The organism is Ruminococcus sp. 1001713B170207_170306_F1 (assembly GCF_015668065.1).
In the GTDB taxonomy this organism is placed as follows: domain Bacteria; phylum Bacillota; class Clostridia; order Lachnospirales; family Lachnospiraceae; genus Blautia_A; species Blautia_A faecis.
Map to the genome: position 1 here is coordinate 1 of NZ_JADPEX010000026.1, position 19,319 is coordinate 19,319.

Genomic DNA, 19,319 nt, shown 5'->3' on the forward strand with positions numbered 1-19,319 from the left:
TCGCCTTGGTAGGCCGCTGCCCTGCCAACTAGCTAATCCAACGCGGGTCCATCTTATACCACCGGAGTTTTTCACACCGAACCATGCGGTTCTGTGCGCTTATGCGGTATTAGCAGTCATTTCTGGCTGTTATCCCCCAGTATAAGGCAGGTTACCCACGCGTTACTCACCCGTCCGCCACTAGAAATAAATTAAATCAACCGAAGCTTCAATAAAATATTTCCCGTTCGACTTGCATGTGTTAAGCACGCCGCCAGCGTTCATCCTGAGCCAGGATCAAACTCTCTGATAAAGTGTTTGATGTACTCAAGACAACCAACTAGCTTAGTTATCTCTCGTCATTACTGTTATAAAAAGTTCATTCATTTGAATGATAATTCGTTAAGAATTTTCGAGAATCGTATGTGTTTCACTGTTTAGTTATCAAGGTTGTTTCGCTGTCATCTCTTTGCGACAGCTTGTTTATTTTACCTCATCTGTTTTTGTTTGTCAAGAACTTTTTTAAGTTTTTTTCAAAACTTTTTTGATGAAGTTTTTTTGTCTTTATTGACGACTTGTCTACTTTACCACAAGTAGAAAGCTTTGTCAACCACTTTTTTGATTTTTTTAAATTTAAAATTTTAAAAAATCAAAAGCGGAGAAGGAGGGATTTGAACCCTCGCGCCGCGTTAACGACCTATACCCTTAGCAGGGGCACCTCTTCGGCCTCTTGAGTACTTCTCCAGTCTCCGAACTACTTAACCAATGTTAAATTGTGGAGTTGCGCATCTTTCGTAGCGCATTTGTTATTATACTTAAAAGATCACTTCTTGTCAACATCTTTTTTAAGTTTTTTTATTTATTTTCATTCGCCCGGATAGTCTCTTCAATTCTTCTTTTTACCTCTGCGGCAATCTCAGTTGATTTCATATCTTTATATTCTTCATATTCCACGGGCTTCAGAAAATGCACTTGAACATTCAGCATTTTTGCAGAACCGGTATCAAATGCTTTATAAGAATCAATCAATGCAACCGGTACAATCGGACATTTTGCTTTCATGGCAGCCTTAAAACTTCCGCCTTTAAATTCCTGAGGATGGTTTCCATTTTTGCTTCTGGTCCCTTCTGCAAAAATGAGATAATTTCTTCCTGCTTTTACTTCTTTCGTTACATTAATGATCACCTGCATAGATTGTTTAATATCTTCCCTGTCAATCAAAAATGCCTTCATACATGAAAATACCTGCTTCAAAAACGGTACATTTCCAACTTCCTTCTTTGCAACTACTGAAAAAGGTACCGGGCAGACCTCCATTATGGCAAGCACGTCATACAATCCCTGGTGATTCGGATAAAACATAAACCCATTTTGCGAAGGTATATTTTCTACTCCATGGCCGTCTATATGAAGATTTCCTCCACGATTAGCTGCATGGTCAATTTTTTTCAACATGGCATAGCGCTGTTCCTCTGTGTATTTATCCACATGCGCAGCATACCAGTTCAGCATGATCCAATAATATGGTACGAATATAATATTCTTCAGTACCATTACAATGATTCTTTTCATTTCCAAGCTCCTTTCCTCTATGCAAAACTCCCCAGTGCGATAAAAATATTTTTCGGTTCCATATCAAATCACGATATGAAAAAGGGCCACTGCAAGATTCAATCATCCTGCAGCAGCCTCCCTTCTACTCTGCATCCAGCTTATTTGCAATTTTCTCCTCATACCCCGGGTTCTTTTTGATAAATACATTGTATGCTTTCGTATAAGTCTTATACGAATCTGCAGTCATAAACTTGGCATAGTCATCCGCAGCCTGATTCCGCAGATCATCTGTGATCTCGGAAGGTGACATTACATAGTATTTACCATCTTTTTTCTCCGTCATATAGGTTCCTACGCATGGATACTCCTGGTCATTTTCCAATACCAGATTGTAAATAATGTACACGTAAGTATAGTCACCGTTTTCGGAAAGAATATCGCACTGTTCCACCTTTACTTTTGTTGGATTATGAGCAGCAAAATATTTCAAAGTAGCATCAATCTCATTCTGCAGAAGTTCATTGGTATCCTTTTCCTGAGAATAACACTGCTTCACCTTCTTCTCACTTCCGCTTACATAATTCTTTATGAGGGCTTCCACTACTCCCTCCGGCGATTTATGATTTACGCCGCATCCGGACATTGCCATGATAAACATCATGGCAATACCCAGGATTAAAATTCTGGTTCTTTTTTTCATACTTCACAGATTCCTTTATTCTGCATCATTTGTATCCTGTGAATCCTCTTCTTCAAAAACTTCCTCAGTCTCCTCAGTCGGCTCCTCACTGCTGCCGTTCTCCGTATTTCCCTCTGCTTTCTCGCGAACCTTGGCAAGACTTGCCACTGTTACACCCTCATCCAGATTGATCAGCTTCACTCCGGAAGTGATTCTTCCAAGAATAGAAATTCCAGCACAGGTAATACGAATAATGATTCCTTCTGTAGTGATCATCATAATCTCGTTTTCTTCATTGACAGCTTTAGCACCAATCACATTACCGGTTTTCTCGGTGATCTTGTAACACTTCACACCCTTACCTCCACGGTTCTGGGAGGTAAATTCACTCATAGCTGTACGTTTGCCCATACCATTTTCAGATACTACAAGCAGGTAATCTCCCTGAGAATTCAGCTGCATTGCCACAACCTCATCTCCAGGATCAAGATTCATACCACGAACACCCATGGAGCTTCTTCCGGTACTTCTTACATCAGTCTCCTTGAAACGGATGCACATACCGTCTTTCGTTACAAGCATAATATCTTTTGTATCGTCTGTAGCCTTAACTTCAATAAGCTCATCATCATCACGAAGTGTGATTGCCACAAGACCTGTCTTACGTACATTTGCATATTCTTCCATAGGTGTCTTCTTCACAAGACCAGCCTTAGTTGCCATAACCAGATACTTGCCTTCTTCAAATTTACGCATAGGAATAACAGATGTAATGCGCTCACCTGGCATAAGCTGCAGAAGATTGACAATTGCAGTACCTCTTGCAGTTCTTCCTGCCTCAGGGATCTCGTATGCTTTCAGTCTGTATACACGTCCTGTATTGGTAAAGAACATCAGATAATGGTGAGTAGTAGTCATAAGCAGTTCTTCAATGTAATCGTCATCGATGGTCTGCATTCCCTTGATTCCACGTCCACCTCTGTTCTGGCTGCGGAAATTATCTACAGTCATTCTCTTGATATAACCAAGTTTTGTCATAGTAATGACCGTATTTTCCCTTGGAATCAGATCTTCTGTGGAAAGATCATAGACATCATATCCGATGGCAGTTCTTCTCTCATCGCCGTATTTATCAGCGATTGCGAGGATTTCTTCCCTTACAACACGAAGAAGGAGATTTCTGTCTGCAAGAATTGCCAGGAATTTGCGGATCTTCTCTTCTAATTCTGCATATTCTGCTTCCAGCTTCTCTCTTTCCAAACCGGTGAGAGCTCTCAGACGCATATCTACAATAGCCTGAGCCTGCACATCCGTCAGTTCAAATCTGTCCATCAATTCCTGCTTCGCAATCTGAACATTGCGGGCAGCACGAATGATTCTGATAACTTCGTCGATATTATCCAGGGCTTTCAGCAAGCCTTCCAAAATGTGAGCACGTTCCTGTGCTTTATTCAGATCATATTTGGTTCTTCTGGTAACAACGTCCTCCTGATGAGCCAGATAATGCTCCAGAAGTTCTTTCAGATTCAGTACCTTTGGTACAAGGCTGTCGCCCTGAGGTACCACGCAAAGCATAATAACGCCAAAAGTATCTTGCAGCTGGGTATGCTTGTACAGCTGATTCAGAACAACATTTGCATTGGCATCTTTACGCAGGTCAATACAAATACGCATTCCCTCACGGCTGGAATGATCATTCAGGTCAGTAATTCCATCAATCTTTTTATCACGGACAAGCTCTGCGATCTTCTCGATCAGCCGGGCTTTATTTACCAGATAGGGAAGCTCCGTAACGATAATACGTGATTTTCCATTTGGTAAGGTCTCAATATTTGATACTGCACGTACACGGATCTTTCCGCGGCCTGTGCGGTATGCCTCCTCGATTCCCCTTCTTCCGAGAATAGTGGCTCCTGTAGGGAAATCCGGGCCTTTTACAACGTCAAGAAGCTCTTCAATTGTGGTTTCTCTCTGCTCCTCGATGGTATTGTCAATAATTTTTACAACAGCATTAATAACCTCACGAAGATTGTGAGGCGGAATATTGGTAGCCATACCAACAGCAATACCTGTAGTACCATTGACTAGCAGGTTCGGGAACCTGGAAGGAAGCACCTTTGGCTCTCTCTCAGTTTCATCAAAGTTTGGCTGGAAGTCTACAGTATCTTTATTAATGTCAGCAAGCATCTCCATGGAAATTTTGCTCAGGCGGGCCTCAGTGTATCGCATGGCAGCTGCGCCGTCGCCGTCCACAGAACCGAAGTTTCCATGTCCGTCAACAAGAGTATAGCGGAAAGACCAGTCCTGTGCCATATTTACAAGTGCTCCGTAAATAGAGCTGTCACCATGAGGATGATACTTACCCATGGTATCACCAACGATACGGGCACATTTACGATGTGGCTTATCCGGACCGTTGTTCAATTCGATCATAGAATACAGCACTCTACGCTGTACCGGTTTCAAACCATCTCTTACATCAGGAAGCGCTCTTGAAGCAATAACGCTCATAGCATATTCGATGTAAGATTCTTTCATGGTTTTCTCCAGATCCACATCATGGACCTGGTCAAAAATCTTGTCATCCATATTGTTCTATCTCCCCTAGATATCCAGATTCTTTACAAAGCGTGCATTCTCTTCGATAAATTCACGTCTTGGTTCTACCTTGTCACCCATAAGTGTGGTAAATACAAGGTCAATTTCGGAGGTAGCTGCCTCATCCATTGTAACGCGGAGAAGAATACGCTTCTCCGGATCCATGGTAGTCTCCCAAAGCTGCTCTGCATCCATCTCTCCCAGACCTTTGTAACGCTGGATCTTATTGTTGGAGTCTCGTCCTATCTCTGTAAGGATGGCGTTCAGCTCATCGTCATCATAAGCGTACCATACCTTCTTGTTCTTCTCGATCTTGTACAGCGGCGGCTGTGCCAGATATACATAGCCCTGCTTGATCAGTTCCGGCATAAATCTGTACAGGAATGTAAGAAGCAGTGTGGCAATGTGGGCACCGTCAACATCGGCATCAGTCATAATGATGATCTTGTGATATCTCAGTTTGGAAATATCGAAATCATCATGAATACCGGTACCAAAGGCTGTGATCATAGCCTTGATCTCTTTGTTTGCATAAATCTTGTCCAGACGGGCTTTCTCTACGTTCAGTATTTTTCCACGAAGAGGAAGGATAGCCTGTGTAGCACGGTTACGAGCTGTCTTCGCAGAGCCACCCGCGGAATCACCCTCTACGATATAGATTTCGCAATTCTCCGGATTCTTGTCCGAGCAATCGGCAAGCTTGCCTGGAAGGGACATACTGTCAAGGGCAGACTTCCTTCTGGTAAGATCTCGGGCCTTACGCGCTGCCTCTCTGGCTCTCTGGGCAAGTACAGACTTCTCTACGGTTGCCTTGGCTACAGCAGGATTCTGTTCCAGAAAAATCTCCAGCTGTTTGCTTACAACACTGTCTACAGCTCCTCTGGCCTCACTGTTGCCAAGTTTCTGCTTCGTCTGGCCTTCAAACTGCGGATTGCCAATTTTAACGCTGACAATGGCTGTCAGGCCTTCTCGGATATCATCACCGGAAAGGTTTGGCTCGCTGTCCTTGAGAAGCTTATTCTTTCTGGCGTAATCGTTAAATGTGTTTGTAATGGCATTTCTGAAACCAGTAATATGGGTACCGCCTTCAGGAGTATTAATATTGTTTACAAATCCGTAAGTATTCTCTGTATAAGAATCATTGTGCTGCATGGCAACTTCAACCGCCACACCGTCCTTCTCACCCTCGCAGTAAATGATCTCCGGATAAAGAGCTTCTTTACTTCTGTTCAGATAAGTTACAAATTCACGGATACCACCTTCATAGTGGAAAGTTTTCTCCCGTTCCATACCTTCCCGCTTGTCAGTAAGAATGATCTTCAGACCTTTGGTAAGAAAAGCCATTTCACGGAGACGCTGTTTCAGGATATCGTAATCGTATACAGTCTCCTCGAATATCTGCTTGTCCGGGAGAAAAGTAACAGTAGTTCCGGTAGAATCACCACATTCTCCAACTTCCTTAAGCGGATACATTGTCTTACCACGCTCGTAACGCTGCTCATATCTCTTTCCATCTCTGCAGATTGATACTTCAAGCCATTCAGAAAGTGCATTAACAACGGATGCACCTACTCCGTGAAGACCTCCTGATACCTTGTATCCTCCACCGCCAAACTTACCGCCGGCATGAAGAATGGTAAATACCACCTCTACAGCTGGAATGCCGGCTTTATGATTGATTCCTACCGGAATGCCTCGTCCATTGTCTACAACTGTGATGGAGTTATCAGGATTGATCGCTACATTTATTTCTGTACAGTAACCAGCCAGTGCCTCATCTACGGCATTGTCCACGATTTCGTATACAAGATGATGGAGACCACGGCTGGATGTACTTCCAATGTACATACCAGGTCTCTTACGTACGGCTTCCAGACCCTCCAGAATCTGGATTTGGTCCGCTCCGTATTCTGTATTTGTTTCGCCCATGATATTCCTCCTGTTATGATCTATTAAAAAGTTACAGGAATTTACGGCTCATTTCTGCTGCCAGATCTCATTCCTGTTTTTGCGCATAAAAATACAGATTTATTATAGCACAAAAACCCCGTTTTTGCCAGTTAAAAGCCATTTCAAGATGTAAAAAAAACGGCGTATTTTCAACGGATATCCGTCAAAAATACGCCTTATCTCCCCCTATATGTCTGCTTGTCAGGAATAACACCTGCCAGAACAGTTTCTTCTCTATTTTTGCAGCAAAAGCGCCTGGTAAATATCTCTTTTTGTCACACCTCGATCCTTTGCAACCATCTTCATTGCCTCTTTGCGTGCGATCCCCTGATTCTCATAAATCGCCATATGTTCCTCAATGGAGATGTCTCTCCAGGATTCCTGTGACTCCTGTTCCATTTCCTTTCGGCTTCTGCCCTCGATCACCAGGACACACTCTCCAAGGGGCTTCTGATCTTTGTAAAAAGCAATCAGATCTTCGATTGTTGTCCGAAATGCCGTTTCATACTTCTTGGTAAGCTCACGGCAAAGAGTCATTCTGCGGTTTCCAAGAGCATGGTACAATTCCTGCAGGGTACCAACCAAGTGATGGGGTGCCTCATAAAGGATGATGGTGCGGGTTTCGTTTTTCAACTCTTCCAGAATGGCTTTCCTCTCTTTTTTATCCGGAGGTAAAAAGGCCTCGAATGCAAATCTGCGGGTGGAAAGTCCGGACAGGGTAAGAGCCGTGATGCATGCTGCCGGGCCTGGAAGCGAAGTTACTTCAATTCCGGCATCGTAACACATAGCAGCCAATACTTCCCCTGGGTCAGAAATTCCAGGTGTTCCCGCATCTGTGATCAGAGCCACATTCAGACCCTCCTGCATTTTCTCAATGAGGGTGTAGGCTTTCTCCACTTTGTTGTACTCATGGTAACTGGTCATTGGAGTTTTTATGTCAAAATGATTGAGAAGCTTGATACTGTTGCGGGTGTCTTCCACAGCGATCAGATCCACTTCCTTCAGAACACGGAGCACGCGAAGCGTAATATCCTCCAGATTTCCGATTGGCGTGGCACATAGATATAATTTACCACTCATATTTTTCTCCCTTCTGCAATCATCTGTTTTTCATTTTTTATTTGCGATCTTTTTAAATCATATCGTACATTTCCAGAATGTCCTTTGTATAGACTCCCGGCTTCTCATACACGATCAGCGGTCTTTCCACAGTAATCCGGGAATTGCCGCCTTTCAGGGCTTCTATGAGCACCATATTAGGCTCCCTGTCAATGTATGGATAAACAAGCTGCATACGCTTAGGCTCCAGCTTATATTTCGTCAAAACCTGCATAATTTCTGTCAGTCTGAACGGTCTGTGTACCATGTAAAAACGTCCTCTGTCTCCAAGAAGCTTCGAAGCCTGGCTTACCACATCCTCAAGAGTACAAAGGATCTCATGTCGGGCGATTGCCTTTGGCATATGCGGATTGGTCAGTCCATGCTGCCCGATCATATAGGGCGGATTGCAGGTGACAACATGAAAAGAAGCTGCCCCGAAAATACTGACAGCCTCCTTAATATCACCTTGTCTGATACTGACCCTGTCCTCCAGGTTATTGTATTTCACACTTCTTGCTGCCATTTCAGCACACTCTTCCTGGATTTCCAGACCTGTGAAATGCTCTCCCACAGTCTTGGAAGCAAGGAGTACCGGAATAATACCAGTTCCCGTTCCCATATCGAGAACCTTCTCTCCCTTCTTCACTCTGGCAAACCCAGATAAAAGAACAGCGTCCATACCGAAGCAGAATTTCCGGGGATCCTGAATGATATAATAGCCATTCTGCAGATCATCTACCCGCTCATTCTCCTTCACAAGATCATTAATCATCTAATTTGGAATCTCCCTTTTTATCTTCAAGATCCTTCAGTTCCTTTAATTCCTGTTCAGAGACTTTTACTTTCTTTTTTCTGGAACGGAATTTCAGTTCGCCTACAGGGAATTCCTGAATTTCTTTCTCATCACCAATTTCTACTACTACCTTTACAAGCTGGCGAAGTACATTTACACTCTGTACATTGCCCTGGATTCCATCTGGAGTAGTTACCGTATCCCCGATTCCCGGAAGTCTGCGATTCAGCTCCTCATAGGTCTCCTGCTCATTCTTCAGACAGCACATCAGTCTTCCGCATACACCTGAAATCTTCGTCTGGTTCAGAGAGAGATTCTGTTCCTTGGCCATTCGGATGGATACAGGTGCAAACTCGGAAAGATAAGTATGACAACAGAGACATCTGCCGCAGATACCGATTCCTCCAAGAATTTTTGTTTCATCTCTTACACCAATCTGGCGAAGTTCAATTCTTGTCTTAAAAATAGATGCAAGATCCTTTACCAGCTGGCGAAAATCAATTCTGCCGTCTGCTGTAAAGTAAAACAACACTTTATTGTTATCAAAAGTATACTCTGCGTCAATCAGCTTCATCTCAAGTCCATGCTCGCGAATCTTCTTCTGGCAGATCTTGAAAGCGTCCCTCTCACGCTCCCTGTTATACTTCTCTCTTTCATCATCGTCTTTGGTAGCCACACGAAGCACTTCCTTCAAAGGATGTACCACCTGGTCATCCACCACATCCTTAGGTGCAAGCACCACCTTTCCATACTCAACACCGCGGGCAGTCTCCACAATTACATGATCGCCCGGTTTCACTTTATAGTTCTTCGGATTGAAGTAATAGATCTTACCTACATTCCGAAATCTTACGCCTACTACTTTTGCCATTCTATTTCTCCCTGATTGTAAGGAACAGAAGCTCAAGAGCAAGTTCTGTATTTACATTGGCACGAAGACGTACTTTTGTTTTCTCCAGTGCATCCAGAATCTTCTCCAGGTTCTCATAGGAACGCTGGCTTGCCTGTTCCCTTATATAATTTATTTCCTGCTTAAATACAAGATTATCAACTTCCCGTGTAGCCTTAAACATCAGTACATCACGGAACCAGAACTGGAAAAGATCCAGATAGTCACTGATGTTCTGCTTGTCATTGGAAAGCTCCTTGATTGCTTCTGTAAGCTCATATACTTCCATTCCGTCTGCATTCTTCAGGATGCGGAGTGCATTCTGGGTCATATCTGCAAACTCCTGGGAAGTAGCTACCTGTTTCGCTCTGCCAATACTGCCATGAGCATAGGAAGCATCGATCTCAGCCTGATAATCCGGTATATGGAGATGCTCCATCAGGTACTTCTTTACCAAACCGTCATCTACAACCTTCAGATCCAGACGTACACATCTGGAACGAATGGTCGGCAGCAGAGCATCAATATTGCTTGTGAGAAGCATGATAACTGCATATTCCGGCGGCTCTTCAATGGTCTTCAGAAGAGCATTCTGTGCCTGGGGATTCATCAGCTCTGCATTTGCCACAATATAAATCTTGTATGGGCTGCAGTATGGCTTAATATCCACATCATTGATAATCTGTTCCCTGATTTCGTCAATTGTAATCACATTTGGCTTCTCATGGGTCACCATAATGATATCCGGGTGATTCTTACCGATTGCCTTCTTGCAGGAATCACAATGTCCGCAAGGCTCCGTACCGCCCTCTTCACACTGCAATGTCATCGCATAGGTTCCTGCCAGCAATTTCTTTCCAGAACCAGGGTCACCTGTAAAAATATACGAATGGGACACTTTCTCTGTCTGTATGGCATTCTTCAAATGTCTGATTATCTCTTCATGTCCTATAATGTCGTTAAACCCTAACATCGGAATCACCTCACCCTATCATTTTCGCTATTGTCAAAGGCTGCGGTCAGCACCCCTGCATAGCTTATTTTGTACAAATACACTCTAAATGTATTTACCCTTTAATTCTATCATGTACGACAAAATCATGCTATAGTTTTTTGTGAATTTATTCACTTATCAACAAAAAATGTGTTACTGTTCACTCCGTGACCAGTAACGCGCTTCGCGATGCACATTATGCCTGTCTAATATATTCAGCAATTTCTTCTACACATTCCTCCAGATCAACATTCTGGAATTTTCTCGTAATCCCGGCAGCAGCAATTTTTTCTTCGGAAAAATCCTCCTGATCTGCAAGAAATCTTCTGCACATTTCCTCATAGCGGGGTATCTCCTGACCACGCTCTCTTTTCAATGCTCTTGCAAGACGCTCTCCGTCCTCCACTTCGATATAAACAGGACAAACATTCTCTTTTCCATAGTATTCTCTCATTTTCACATAAGATTCAAGTGTACCGATTCCCAGATAGTCAGCATTTTCCAAATCCACCTGACCGTCATCTGCTGTAAAATAGTTCCAGATTCCATGTACTGTATGATAAGCTCTGGCCTCGATCAGATTTCCGCTGCTTCGAAATTCTTCCAGCTTTTTATCATCCACGAAATAGTACTGTTTACCATTCTCTTCCTCTGCACGGATTGGGCGGGTAGTATAAAGAACCAGCTTCTTAAGTCCCAATCCCTCATGTGCTGCCAGCCTGGCATATATATGATCCTTACCAGATGCGCTTTTTCCCATAATGTAAAATATTTTTCCCATAATGTATCAGGCAGGGGTTACACCTCTGCCTGCTCCTTTACTACGCTTATTGTTTCGTTATTTTCTCCGCAAAGACCGTGAAGATTCAGTCCCTGTTCCATATATCTTCTCACATTCCTTGTAAAAAGTCCAGTAATCTGTTCGCCTGGAACAATAATGGGAATCCCCGGCGGATAAAGATATACAAATTCTGCGGCAATTTTCCCTGCACTTTCTTCCAGAAGACAAAGCTGGGATGGGGCATCCATTGCCCTGGAAATGGACATAAGCTGCTTCATAGGACCACACTTGCAGGCATATTTTTCATTTCGCAAGCCATCGCTGCGGGTATCCTTTTTTTCACATCTTTCACAATCTTCAGAATTACATTTAACACACTTCTGCCTTTCCACTTCCGGTACATAATCTGAATTTCCAACAGCTATTTTCTCTGTTATATTCCTGCTCTTCTCTGCCAGTTCAGCTTCCTGTCTGTCGATTTCTTCTATAGCTTTGCAAAGCCTCCGGAATCCTTCCCTGGTGTCTCCAACTGCTGCCAGCGCAAGCACATAATTCTCTGTAGTCATCTCAACTTCCAAATGATATTTTCTTCGAAGGATTCCCGCAAGTTCCGGACCATTTAAACTGCTGTGCAATGTGGACAGAATCAGCTTAGAGCGGTCATAATCAAATATTTCTGTTGTGCCCTGTTCGTCCTTTTCTTCCCCAGTCTCTTCCGGTGTCTGTAACAGACGTATATACCTGCGCTGACCAAGCTGTCTGCGGGCGGCTTCCAGATTTTCCGTAAATTCATCAAATAATCGTCCGCTGTCTTTTTCCAGCTTCGCTACACAGGCATCCAGACTGGACATAAGTATATAAGACGGACTGCTGGTCTCATAAATTCCAAGAAATCTGCGGATCAGCTTCTCACTTACACGTTCACTGCACAGATGAAGCACTGCAGTCTGGGTCATGGCCGGCAATGTTTTGTGAAAGCTCTGGATCACCACATCTGCTCCCAGATCTGCTGCTGAAACAGGAAAATAGTCAGAGAATCTGAAATGAGCGCCGTGGGCTTCATCCACGATCAGCGGAATTCCATGTTTGTGGGCAGTTTCCGCAATCTTGCGCACATCTGAAACCACACCATCATAAGTAGGCGATGTAATAAGGACTGCTTCAATTTTCGGATTTTCCTCAAGATATCTTTCCACACGGGATACGGAAATTGAACCATTTATCCCCAAATCGTTGTCAGATTGTGGATAAATATATGTGGGAACCAGTTCCCGAAGGTAAATTGCGTGGTAAACAGCCTTGTGACAGTTTCTGGCCACCAGAATCTGTCCACCCTTTTTCACAGATGCGGAAATGGCAGTAAGAATTCCTGCCGTACTTCCGTTGACACTGAAAAAACTTTTCCTGGTGCCGTACATTCTGGATAAGGCATTCTGCGCTTCAAGTAAAATTCCCTCAGAATGATGCAGATCGTCGAATCCGTCTATTTCTGTAATATCACGTTCAATAGGAAAATCCCCCTCTATGCACGCCTTATTCCGCTTGTGACCAGGCATATGGAAAGGATAAAAGTCGGATTTGCCGTAGTTCTCCAATTCTTTATATAGTCTTCTCATTTTACCTCTCAATTTTCTCAGAAATTATCACACTTTAAATCTGTATCCCACGCCCCAGATGGTCTCGATATACTGCGGCTTGGCATTATTATACTCAATTTTCTCACGGATTTTCTTGATATGAACTGTAACTGTGGCAATATCGCCTACCGATTCCATATCCCAGATTTCCCTGAAAAGCTCTTCCTTTGTAAAAACTCTGTTTGGATTCTGGGCCAGGAATGTGAGCAGATCAAATTCCTTGGTGGTAAAAGTTTTCTCCTCGCCATTTACCCAGACGCGGCGGGCAGTCTTGTCGATCTTGATTCCACGAATCTCAATAATATCGTTCTTTTGCGTGGTGGAGCCGATCAGACGATTATAGCGATCCATATGTGCCTTTACTCTGGCAACAAGCTCGCTTGGGCTAAATGGCTTGGTCATGTAATCGTCAGCCCCAAGTCCAAGACCGCGGATCTTGTCAATATCATCTTTCTTCGCGGAAACCATAATGATCGGAGTATTCTTAGCTTCTCTTACCTGGCGGCAGATTTCAAACCCGTCTATCTCCGGCAGCATCAGATCCAGAATAATCAGGTCAAAATCTTCTTTCAGTGCCATATTAAGCCCCAGATCGCCTCTGTTGCAGATTATAACTTCAAATCCTGAGAGCTCCAGATAGTCTTTCTCAAGCTCTGCAATTGCTTCTTCATCTTCAATGATCAGAATTCTGCTCATTTCATTGGTACCTCCTGGTATTTTCTAAGTACAAAATACATGATCGTGCCGATTCCAAGACGGCTTGTGGCCCATACCTTTCCCCCATGGTCCTCCAGAATTTTCTTTACAATGGAAAGACCGATTCCGCTTCCGCCTTTGGAAGAATTTCGTGAAACATCTGTACGGTAAAAACGGTCGAAAATATAAGGCAGATCCTTCGGGCCAATACCTTTTCCATTGTCCTCAATCTCAATCTGGATAAAATCACCCACATCCTTGATTCGGATCTGAATGATTCCTTTAGGCTTGTCCATATATTTGATAGCGTTGCTGATAATGTTATGGATAACACGGCGGATCTGCTCCCCATCGGCAATTACCATAACATCTTTTTCCACATAGTTGGCATAAACCAGCTCAATTCCCCTGGTCTCAAGTTCCAGACCAACTTCCTCTGAACAATCTTCAAAATAATCTTCCACATTTAGTTTGTTGAAAGTATAAGGAATGCGGTTGGTATCGATTTTGGAATAAAAAGTCAGCTCGTTGATCAGATGATCCATCTCATTTGTCTTGTTGTAGATGGTGCGGACATAGCGATCCATTTTCTCAGGGGTATCTGCCACTCCATCCATGATTCCCTCTACATATCCTTTCACTGCTGTGATCGGAGTTTTCAGATCATGGGAAATGTTGCTGATCAGCTCTCTGTTCTCTTTTTCTATAAGGCTTTTTTCTTCTGTAGATTCTTTCAGACGGCGGCGCATTTCCTCGAAATCCTGACAGAGCTCAGAAAATTCGTCTTTTCCTTCTACATCCAGAACGAAATCCAGGTTGCCCTCTTTTATATTCTGCGTCGCTTTTTTTAATTTAACCAATGGAACGGCAATGCTGCGATATACCCAAAGACCAACTACCAAAGCAACGGAGATCAGGATTACAAACGCACTGATAAACAAATCCTTGGCCATTACATGTACCCTGCCCTGACTGTCGGCTGAGTCTGTTATGGAAATATCATATACTGTTCCATCGCTCTCAGTCACTGCCTGTGCTTTCTGCGCCTGTGACTGGCTGAATCCATACAAAGTGGCGGCAAACAGAAGCAGAGGCATAAGAATGATCATGGTGAATCCCAGAATGATTCTTGTTTTTAGCTTCATAACAGTTCTATCCTTTTTCTTCTTTTTACGGAAATTTTCAACAGCTTCCCTGTCGTATGAAGCTGCTTCACCGGATTTATATAGATTATAGCATAAAGCTCTGATTTCATCTCTTAATTTTCTATAAAAAATAGCTCTATAATATTCAGTTTTTCAACATAAAAAACCTGGAAAAGACTTCTTCTGCTATATACCAGTCTCTTCCAGGCTCTAACTTTAATATGGAATTTTCAAGCAGGCTTCAATACAAGCCATTTTCTTTTAACCAAATTTTACGCAAGATATTTCTTCAGATCATCAACCTTGTCTAGATGCTCCCACGGAAGATCTACATCTGTACGGCCGAAATGTCCGTATGCAGAAGTCTGTTTGTAGATCGGGCGGCGGAGATCAAGCATTTTGATGATTCCAGCCGGACGAAGGTCAAAGTTCTCACGGATGATCTCTACCAGTTTCGCATCAGATACTTTACCTGTTCCAAATGTTTCTACATGAATAGAAGTCGGATGTGCAACACCAATTGCATAGGAAAGCTGGATCTCGCACTTGTCAGCAAGACCTGCTGCAACAATGTTCTTTGCAACATAACGTGCTGCATAAGCTGCAGAACGGTCAACCTTTGTGCAGTCTTTTCCGGAGAAAGCACCGCCGCCGTGACGTCCTGTTCCGCCATAAGTATCAACAATAATCTTACGTCCTGTAAGACCGCTGTCGCCGTTTGGTCCACCGATAACGAAACGTCCGGTCGGGTTGATAAAGTATTTCGTATCCTCATCTACCATGTCTGCCGGGATGATCTCATCAAATACGTATTTCTTGATGTCTGCATGAATCTGCTCCTGTGTAACATCCGGGTCATGCTGAGTGGAGCAAACAACTGCATCAATACGGCTTGGTTTGCCATTCTCATCATACTCAACTGTTACCTGAGTTTTTCCATCTGGTCTTAAATATTTCAGAGTGCCATCTTTACGGACTTTTGTCAGCTGACGAGAAAGTTTGTGTGCCATGTTGATTGCGTATGGCATGTATTCTTCTGTCTCGTTGGAAGCATAACCAAACTGGATTCCCTGGTCACCAGCTCCAATAGAGTCAAGCTCGTCCTCATCCATCTGATTCTCTTTCTGCTCAAGTGCTTTATCAACACCCATTGCAATATCAGCAGACTGTTTATCAAGTGCTGTGATTACCGCACATGTATCAGCATCGAATCCGAATTTTCCACGAGTATAACCAATCTCGCGGATTGTCTCTCTTACGATTGACTGGATATCGATATTTGCCTTGGAAGTGATCTCACCCATAACCAGAACAAGACCTGTTGTAGTTGCAGTCTCGCAAGCTACACGGCTCATCGGATCCTGTGCGATCAGAGCATCCAGGATGGCATCAGAAATGGCATCACAGATTTTATCCGGATGACCTTCAGTTACAGATTCGGAAGTAAATAAGATTTTTTCTTTGTTTTCCATTCTTTTGTTTTTCCCTTTCTTCGATGGAGCGAAAATTTCCAAAACAGCTAATATCTATCGCTGCATTGTATGTTTTCCGCGAAAAAAAGAACAGCCCGGACAAGCGGACTGTCTTATAAATGACTTTTTATATAAACAATCCTCTTATTGTTCGATCACTCGCTCAGGTTGGCACCTTCCTCTCTTTCGAGGGGTTGCCGTGGCTTCATAGATCCTATGTATCTCCACCACTCTGAATAAAAGGCTATTCTTCAGTTTTCCTGTTGCAAGCAATACAATATACTGATTGCTTATAATTGTCAATAGACATTTAACGTCTTATGACTATTTTTCACCAGATCAAATCTGATACTTAACAAATCACGGCGGTCAGGCTGCGATCTGAAATTAACAATTCACCCTACACGCAGGCGGAATTTCTGAATATCCTTCTCACTGGAAACTCTCTCGATCTCTGCGCCAAGGCTGCGAAGCTTCTCTTCGAAGTTCTCATAGCCACGCTGGATGTAAACAATATCGTCCACAATGGTGATTCCCTCTGCTGCCAGTCCTGCAATAACAAGAGCTGCCCCTGCACGAAGGTCCGGTGCGCTTACTCTTGCACCAGTAAGCTTATTTACGCCATCAATAATTGCGGAATTGCCTTCAACCTTAATACAAGCTCCCATTCTGGAAAGCTCGTCTGCATATTTGAAGCGATTCTCAAAAATACTCTCAGTTACGATGCTGGTTCCCTCTGCAAGTGCAAGGGTAACCGCAATCTGCGGCTGCATATCAGTCGGATATCCCGGATATGGAAGGGTCTTCACATGAGTGCGATGAAGTCTGCCCACTGCACGTACACGTACGGCATCATCAAACTCCTGAACTTCACATCCGATTTCCTCAAGCTTGGCTGTAGTAGCTTCGAGATGCTTTGGAATTACATTCTTAACTGTGACATCCCCACCGGTAGCTGCTGCAGCGAACATAAAGGTTCCTGCCTCGATCTGGTCCGGAATGATGGAATACTCTGTGCGGTGAAGCTTCTCAACACCCTTGATACGGATCACATCTGTACCAGCGCCTTTGATATTGGCTCCCATGCTGTTCAGGAAGTTGGCAACATCTACTACATGTGGCTCTCTGGCAGCATTCTCAATAATCGTACGTCCTGGTGCAAGAGATGCTGCCATCATAATATTGATGGTTGCTCCTACAGAAACTACATCCAGGAAAATATGGCTTCCATGAAGATTAGATGCCTCGGCAACAATGGCTCCATGAAGAATATCAACTTTCGCACCAAGGGCTCTGAAACCTTTCAGATGCTGGTCAATCGGACGGCTTCCGATATTGCAGCCACCTGGAAGAGGAACTTCTGCTCTTTTATATTTGCCAAGTAATGCGCCAAGAAGATAGTAAGATGCACGGATCTTCTTAATATACTCATAATCTACACTTACATCACCAATGGTAGAACCATTGATCTTAACAGTTGACTTATTGATTCTGTCAACCTGTGCTCCGATGCCAGCTATTGCCTCCAGTAAAACGTTGATGTCTCTGACGTCAGGCAGATTCTCGATGAGAATTGTCTCATCCGTCATAATGGCTGCTGATAAAATAGCCAGCGCTGCATTCTTTGCACCTGCTATCTCTACTTCACCAACAAGCGGATTTCCACCTTTAATCACATACTGTTCCATAATACACCTCTATTATTCTTACTCCGCGAGCCAAAAAGGCTATTGTCAATTTCTCTCCAATAACCTGACAGCCCTCCTCTGATTCACAGTTACTGTTCACTTCGTTCATCGTAACACATTCCGCGAATAGTAACGATCTACAGTTACTTAATAACCCCTGTCTGTAGTGTTTCCAAAAGTGCCTGCAGACTTGCTTCCAAATCTTTCCCTTCTTCATCTACCACAATGTCTGCATATTTCTCGTATAAGGGAACTCGCTCCTCATATAAACTCTTCAAGGTCTGTCCTTCTTTCAGAAGAACTCCCCGCTTCTTAAGATTTCCAAGCCGTTTCTCAAGAGACTCCAGAGAAAGGCTGAGGTAAACTACCTTCCCAATTGATTTCAAGTGTTCCATGGCTTCACTGCAATATACCACACTTCCCCCAGTAGCAATTACAGTATTCTCTGTATCAATCGACGCATTTACGCGATTCTCAATAGCCTTGAAACCTTCTTCTCCTTCTTCATCAATGATCTGATAAAGACGTCTTTTTTCTTCTTTTTGTATTAAAAGGTCTGAATCTAAAAATTCGTATCCAAGTATTTTCGCAAGAACAACGCCCAGTGTGCTTTTACCTGCACCGGGCATTCCAATTAATGTTATATTATTCATTTTCATTCGATACTCCTTTAAATAATAACACATAAGAGCCATTATTGCAATCATATTAAAAAATTGTTACTGGGTTCGGTTTTTTAATGGATGATTTTTAAGTTTCTGATTATGCTTTTTTCCTTTTTTTACGCTATATCCAAAGGTGCCCAGTTTCTTTCCAAGTCCCAGATATTCTCCATGGGAATACACCATCAGTTTTGACTGATTCAGCTGAAATTTATTATTTTTATCCATATAGGCTTCGTCCGCATGCACTGCAACTACTTCCGCAAGGAACATGTGATGAGAACCAAGCTTCTCAATTTTCTTAACTTTACATTCAATATTTACAGGAGCTTCACCGATCATTGGTGCCTTCACTTGATCCGCCTTTTCTTTGGTAAGATGAAGCTCCTGAAATTTATCAACCTCTCTGCCGGACCGCACGCCACAATAATCGGTGGCGTATACAAGCTCTTCTGTGGTAAGGTTCAGAACAAATTCCTTTGTCTTGCAGATCATATCGTAAGAAAATCTGGTGGGACGAACGGAGATGCTTACCATTGGCGGGTTGGTACACACGGTGCCAGCCCACGCTACTGTTATTATATTATCATTACCCTCGCCATCTGTAACGCTGACCATCACAGCAGGAAGCGGGTAAAGCATATTGCCTGGTTTCCAGGTCTGTTTTGCCATATTTTGCTCCTCTTTTATGTGAAAATTTC

Annotated in this window: 16 protein-coding genes, 1 tRNA gene, 1 rRNA gene and 1 riboswitch; all 18 genes read right to left on the bottom strand. The window is 43.2% G+C overall.

Annotated features, from left to right (window positions below):
* Positions 1-292, bottom strand: a 16S ribosomal RNA gene (locus tag I4V84_RS14795); the annotation flags it as partial.
* A 343-nt stretch (positions 293-635) separates the two neighbouring features.
* Positions 636-723 (bottom strand) — tRNA-Ser (locus tag I4V84_RS14800).
* 111 nt (positions 724-834) lie between these two features.
* Positions 835-1,551, bottom strand: a complete 717-nt coding sequence (locus tag I4V84_RS14805; RefSeq protein ID WP_195992757.1) for a lysophospholipid acyltransferase family protein — start codon at positions 1,549-1,551, stop codon at positions 835-837.
* A 124-nt stretch (positions 1,552-1,675) separates the two neighbouring features.
* Entirely contained in the window at positions 1,676-2,233 is a 558-nt protein-coding gene (locus I4V84_RS14810) for a hypothetical protein (protein WP_173716664.1), read from the bottom strand.
* A gap of 15 nt (positions 2,234-2,248) precedes the next feature.
* The gene (gene gyrA, locus I4V84_RS14815) at positions 2,249-4,801 is read right to left on the bottom strand and encodes a DNA gyrase subunit A (RefSeq protein WP_195992759.1); all 2,553 of its coding nucleotides are present in this window, start codon (positions 4,799-4,801) and stop codon (positions 2,249-2,251) included.
* Positions 4,802-4,816: 15 nt separating this feature from the next.
* Positions 4,817-6,739, bottom strand: coding sequence for a DNA topoisomerase (ATP-hydrolyzing) subunit B (gene gyrB / locus I4V84_RS14820; protein WP_148463034.1), 1,923 nt, complete (start codon positions 6,737-6,739; stop codon positions 4,817-4,819).
* A gap of 255 nt (positions 6,740-6,994) precedes the next feature.
* Complete coding sequence (gene rsmI, locus I4V84_RS14825; RefSeq protein ID WP_195992761.1) at positions 6,995-7,840, bottom strand: 16S rRNA (cytidine(1402)-2'-O)-methyltransferase; 846 nt, start codon at positions 7,838-7,840, stop codon at positions 6,995-6,997.
* A gap of 52 nt (positions 7,841-7,892) precedes the next feature.
* On the bottom strand, positions 7,893-8,633 hold the full coding sequence (locus tag I4V84_RS14830) for a tRNA1(Val) (adenine(37)-N6)-methyltransferase (RefSeq protein WP_195392124.1): 741 nt from the start codon (positions 8,631-8,633) through the stop codon (positions 7,893-7,895).
* A complete protein-coding gene (locus I4V84_RS14835) occupies positions 8,626-9,525 on the bottom strand; it encodes a stage 0 sporulation family protein (RefSeq protein WP_118580868.1) in 900 nt (299 codons plus the stop codon). Before I4V84_RS14835 ends, I4V84_RS14830 begins: the two co-directional genes overlap by 8 nt.
* A gap of 1 nt (position 9,526) precedes the next feature.
* Positions 9,527-10,516: a DNA polymerase III subunit delta' gene (gene holB / locus I4V84_RS14840; RefSeq protein WP_118580865.1), complete on the bottom strand. Its 990-nt coding sequence runs from the start codon at positions 10,514-10,516 to the stop codon at positions 9,527-9,529.
* Between the two features lie 217 nt (positions 10,517-10,733).
* A complete protein-coding gene (locus I4V84_RS14845) occupies positions 10,734-11,297 on the bottom strand; it encodes a hypothetical protein (RefSeq protein ID WP_330386369.1) in 564 nt (187 codons plus the stop codon).
* 38 nt (positions 11,298-11,335) lie between these two features.
* On the bottom strand, positions 11,336-12,934 hold the full coding sequence (locus tag I4V84_RS14855; protein WP_226837755.1) for an aminotransferase class I/II-fold pyridoxal phosphate-dependent enzyme: 1,599 nt from the start codon (positions 12,932-12,934) through the stop codon (positions 11,336-11,338).
* Between the two features lie 27 nt (positions 12,935-12,961).
* Positions 12,962-13,651: a response regulator transcription factor gene (locus tag I4V84_RS14860; protein WP_118580859.1), complete on the bottom strand. Its 690-nt coding sequence runs from the start codon at positions 13,649-13,651 to the stop codon at positions 12,962-12,964.
* Positions 13,648-14,796, bottom strand: coding sequence for a HAMP domain-containing sensor histidine kinase (locus I4V84_RS14865; RefSeq protein ID WP_173770013.1), 1,149 nt, complete (start codon positions 14,794-14,796; stop codon positions 13,648-13,650). The genes I4V84_RS14860 and I4V84_RS14865 overlap by 4 nt, the downstream gene beginning before the upstream one ends.
* Positions 14,797-15,068: 272 nt before the next feature.
* Positions 15,069-16,268 (bottom strand): methionine adenosyltransferase, encoded by a 1,200-nt coding sequence (gene metK, locus I4V84_RS14870; RefSeq protein WP_118580856.1) that lies wholly within the window; start codon positions 16,266-16,268, stop codon positions 15,069-15,071.
* 141 nt (positions 16,269-16,409) lie between these two features.
* Positions 16,410-16,511, bottom strand: a riboswitch (SAM riboswitch).
* A 152-nt stretch (positions 16,512-16,663) separates the two neighbouring features.
* Positions 16,664-17,956 carry a UDP-N-acetylglucosamine 1-carboxyvinyltransferase gene (locus tag I4V84_RS14875; protein WP_118580853.1) on the bottom strand — a complete coding sequence of 431 codons (1,293 nt, stop codon included), beginning with the start codon at positions 17,954-17,956 and terminating at the stop codon, positions 16,664-16,666.
* A gap of 143 nt (positions 17,957-18,099) precedes the next feature.
* The gene (locus I4V84_RS14880) at positions 18,100-18,615 is read right to left on the bottom strand and encodes a shikimate kinase (protein ID WP_330659856.1); all 516 of its coding nucleotides are present in this window, start codon (positions 18,613-18,615) and stop codon (positions 18,100-18,102) included.
* Positions 18,616-18,675: 60 nt separating this feature from the next.
* Positions 18,676-19,290, bottom strand: a complete 615-nt coding sequence (locus tag I4V84_RS14885; RefSeq protein WP_195992763.1) for a flavin reductase family protein — start codon at positions 19,288-19,290, stop codon at positions 18,676-18,678.
* Positions 19,291-19,319: the final 29 nt, after the last annotated feature.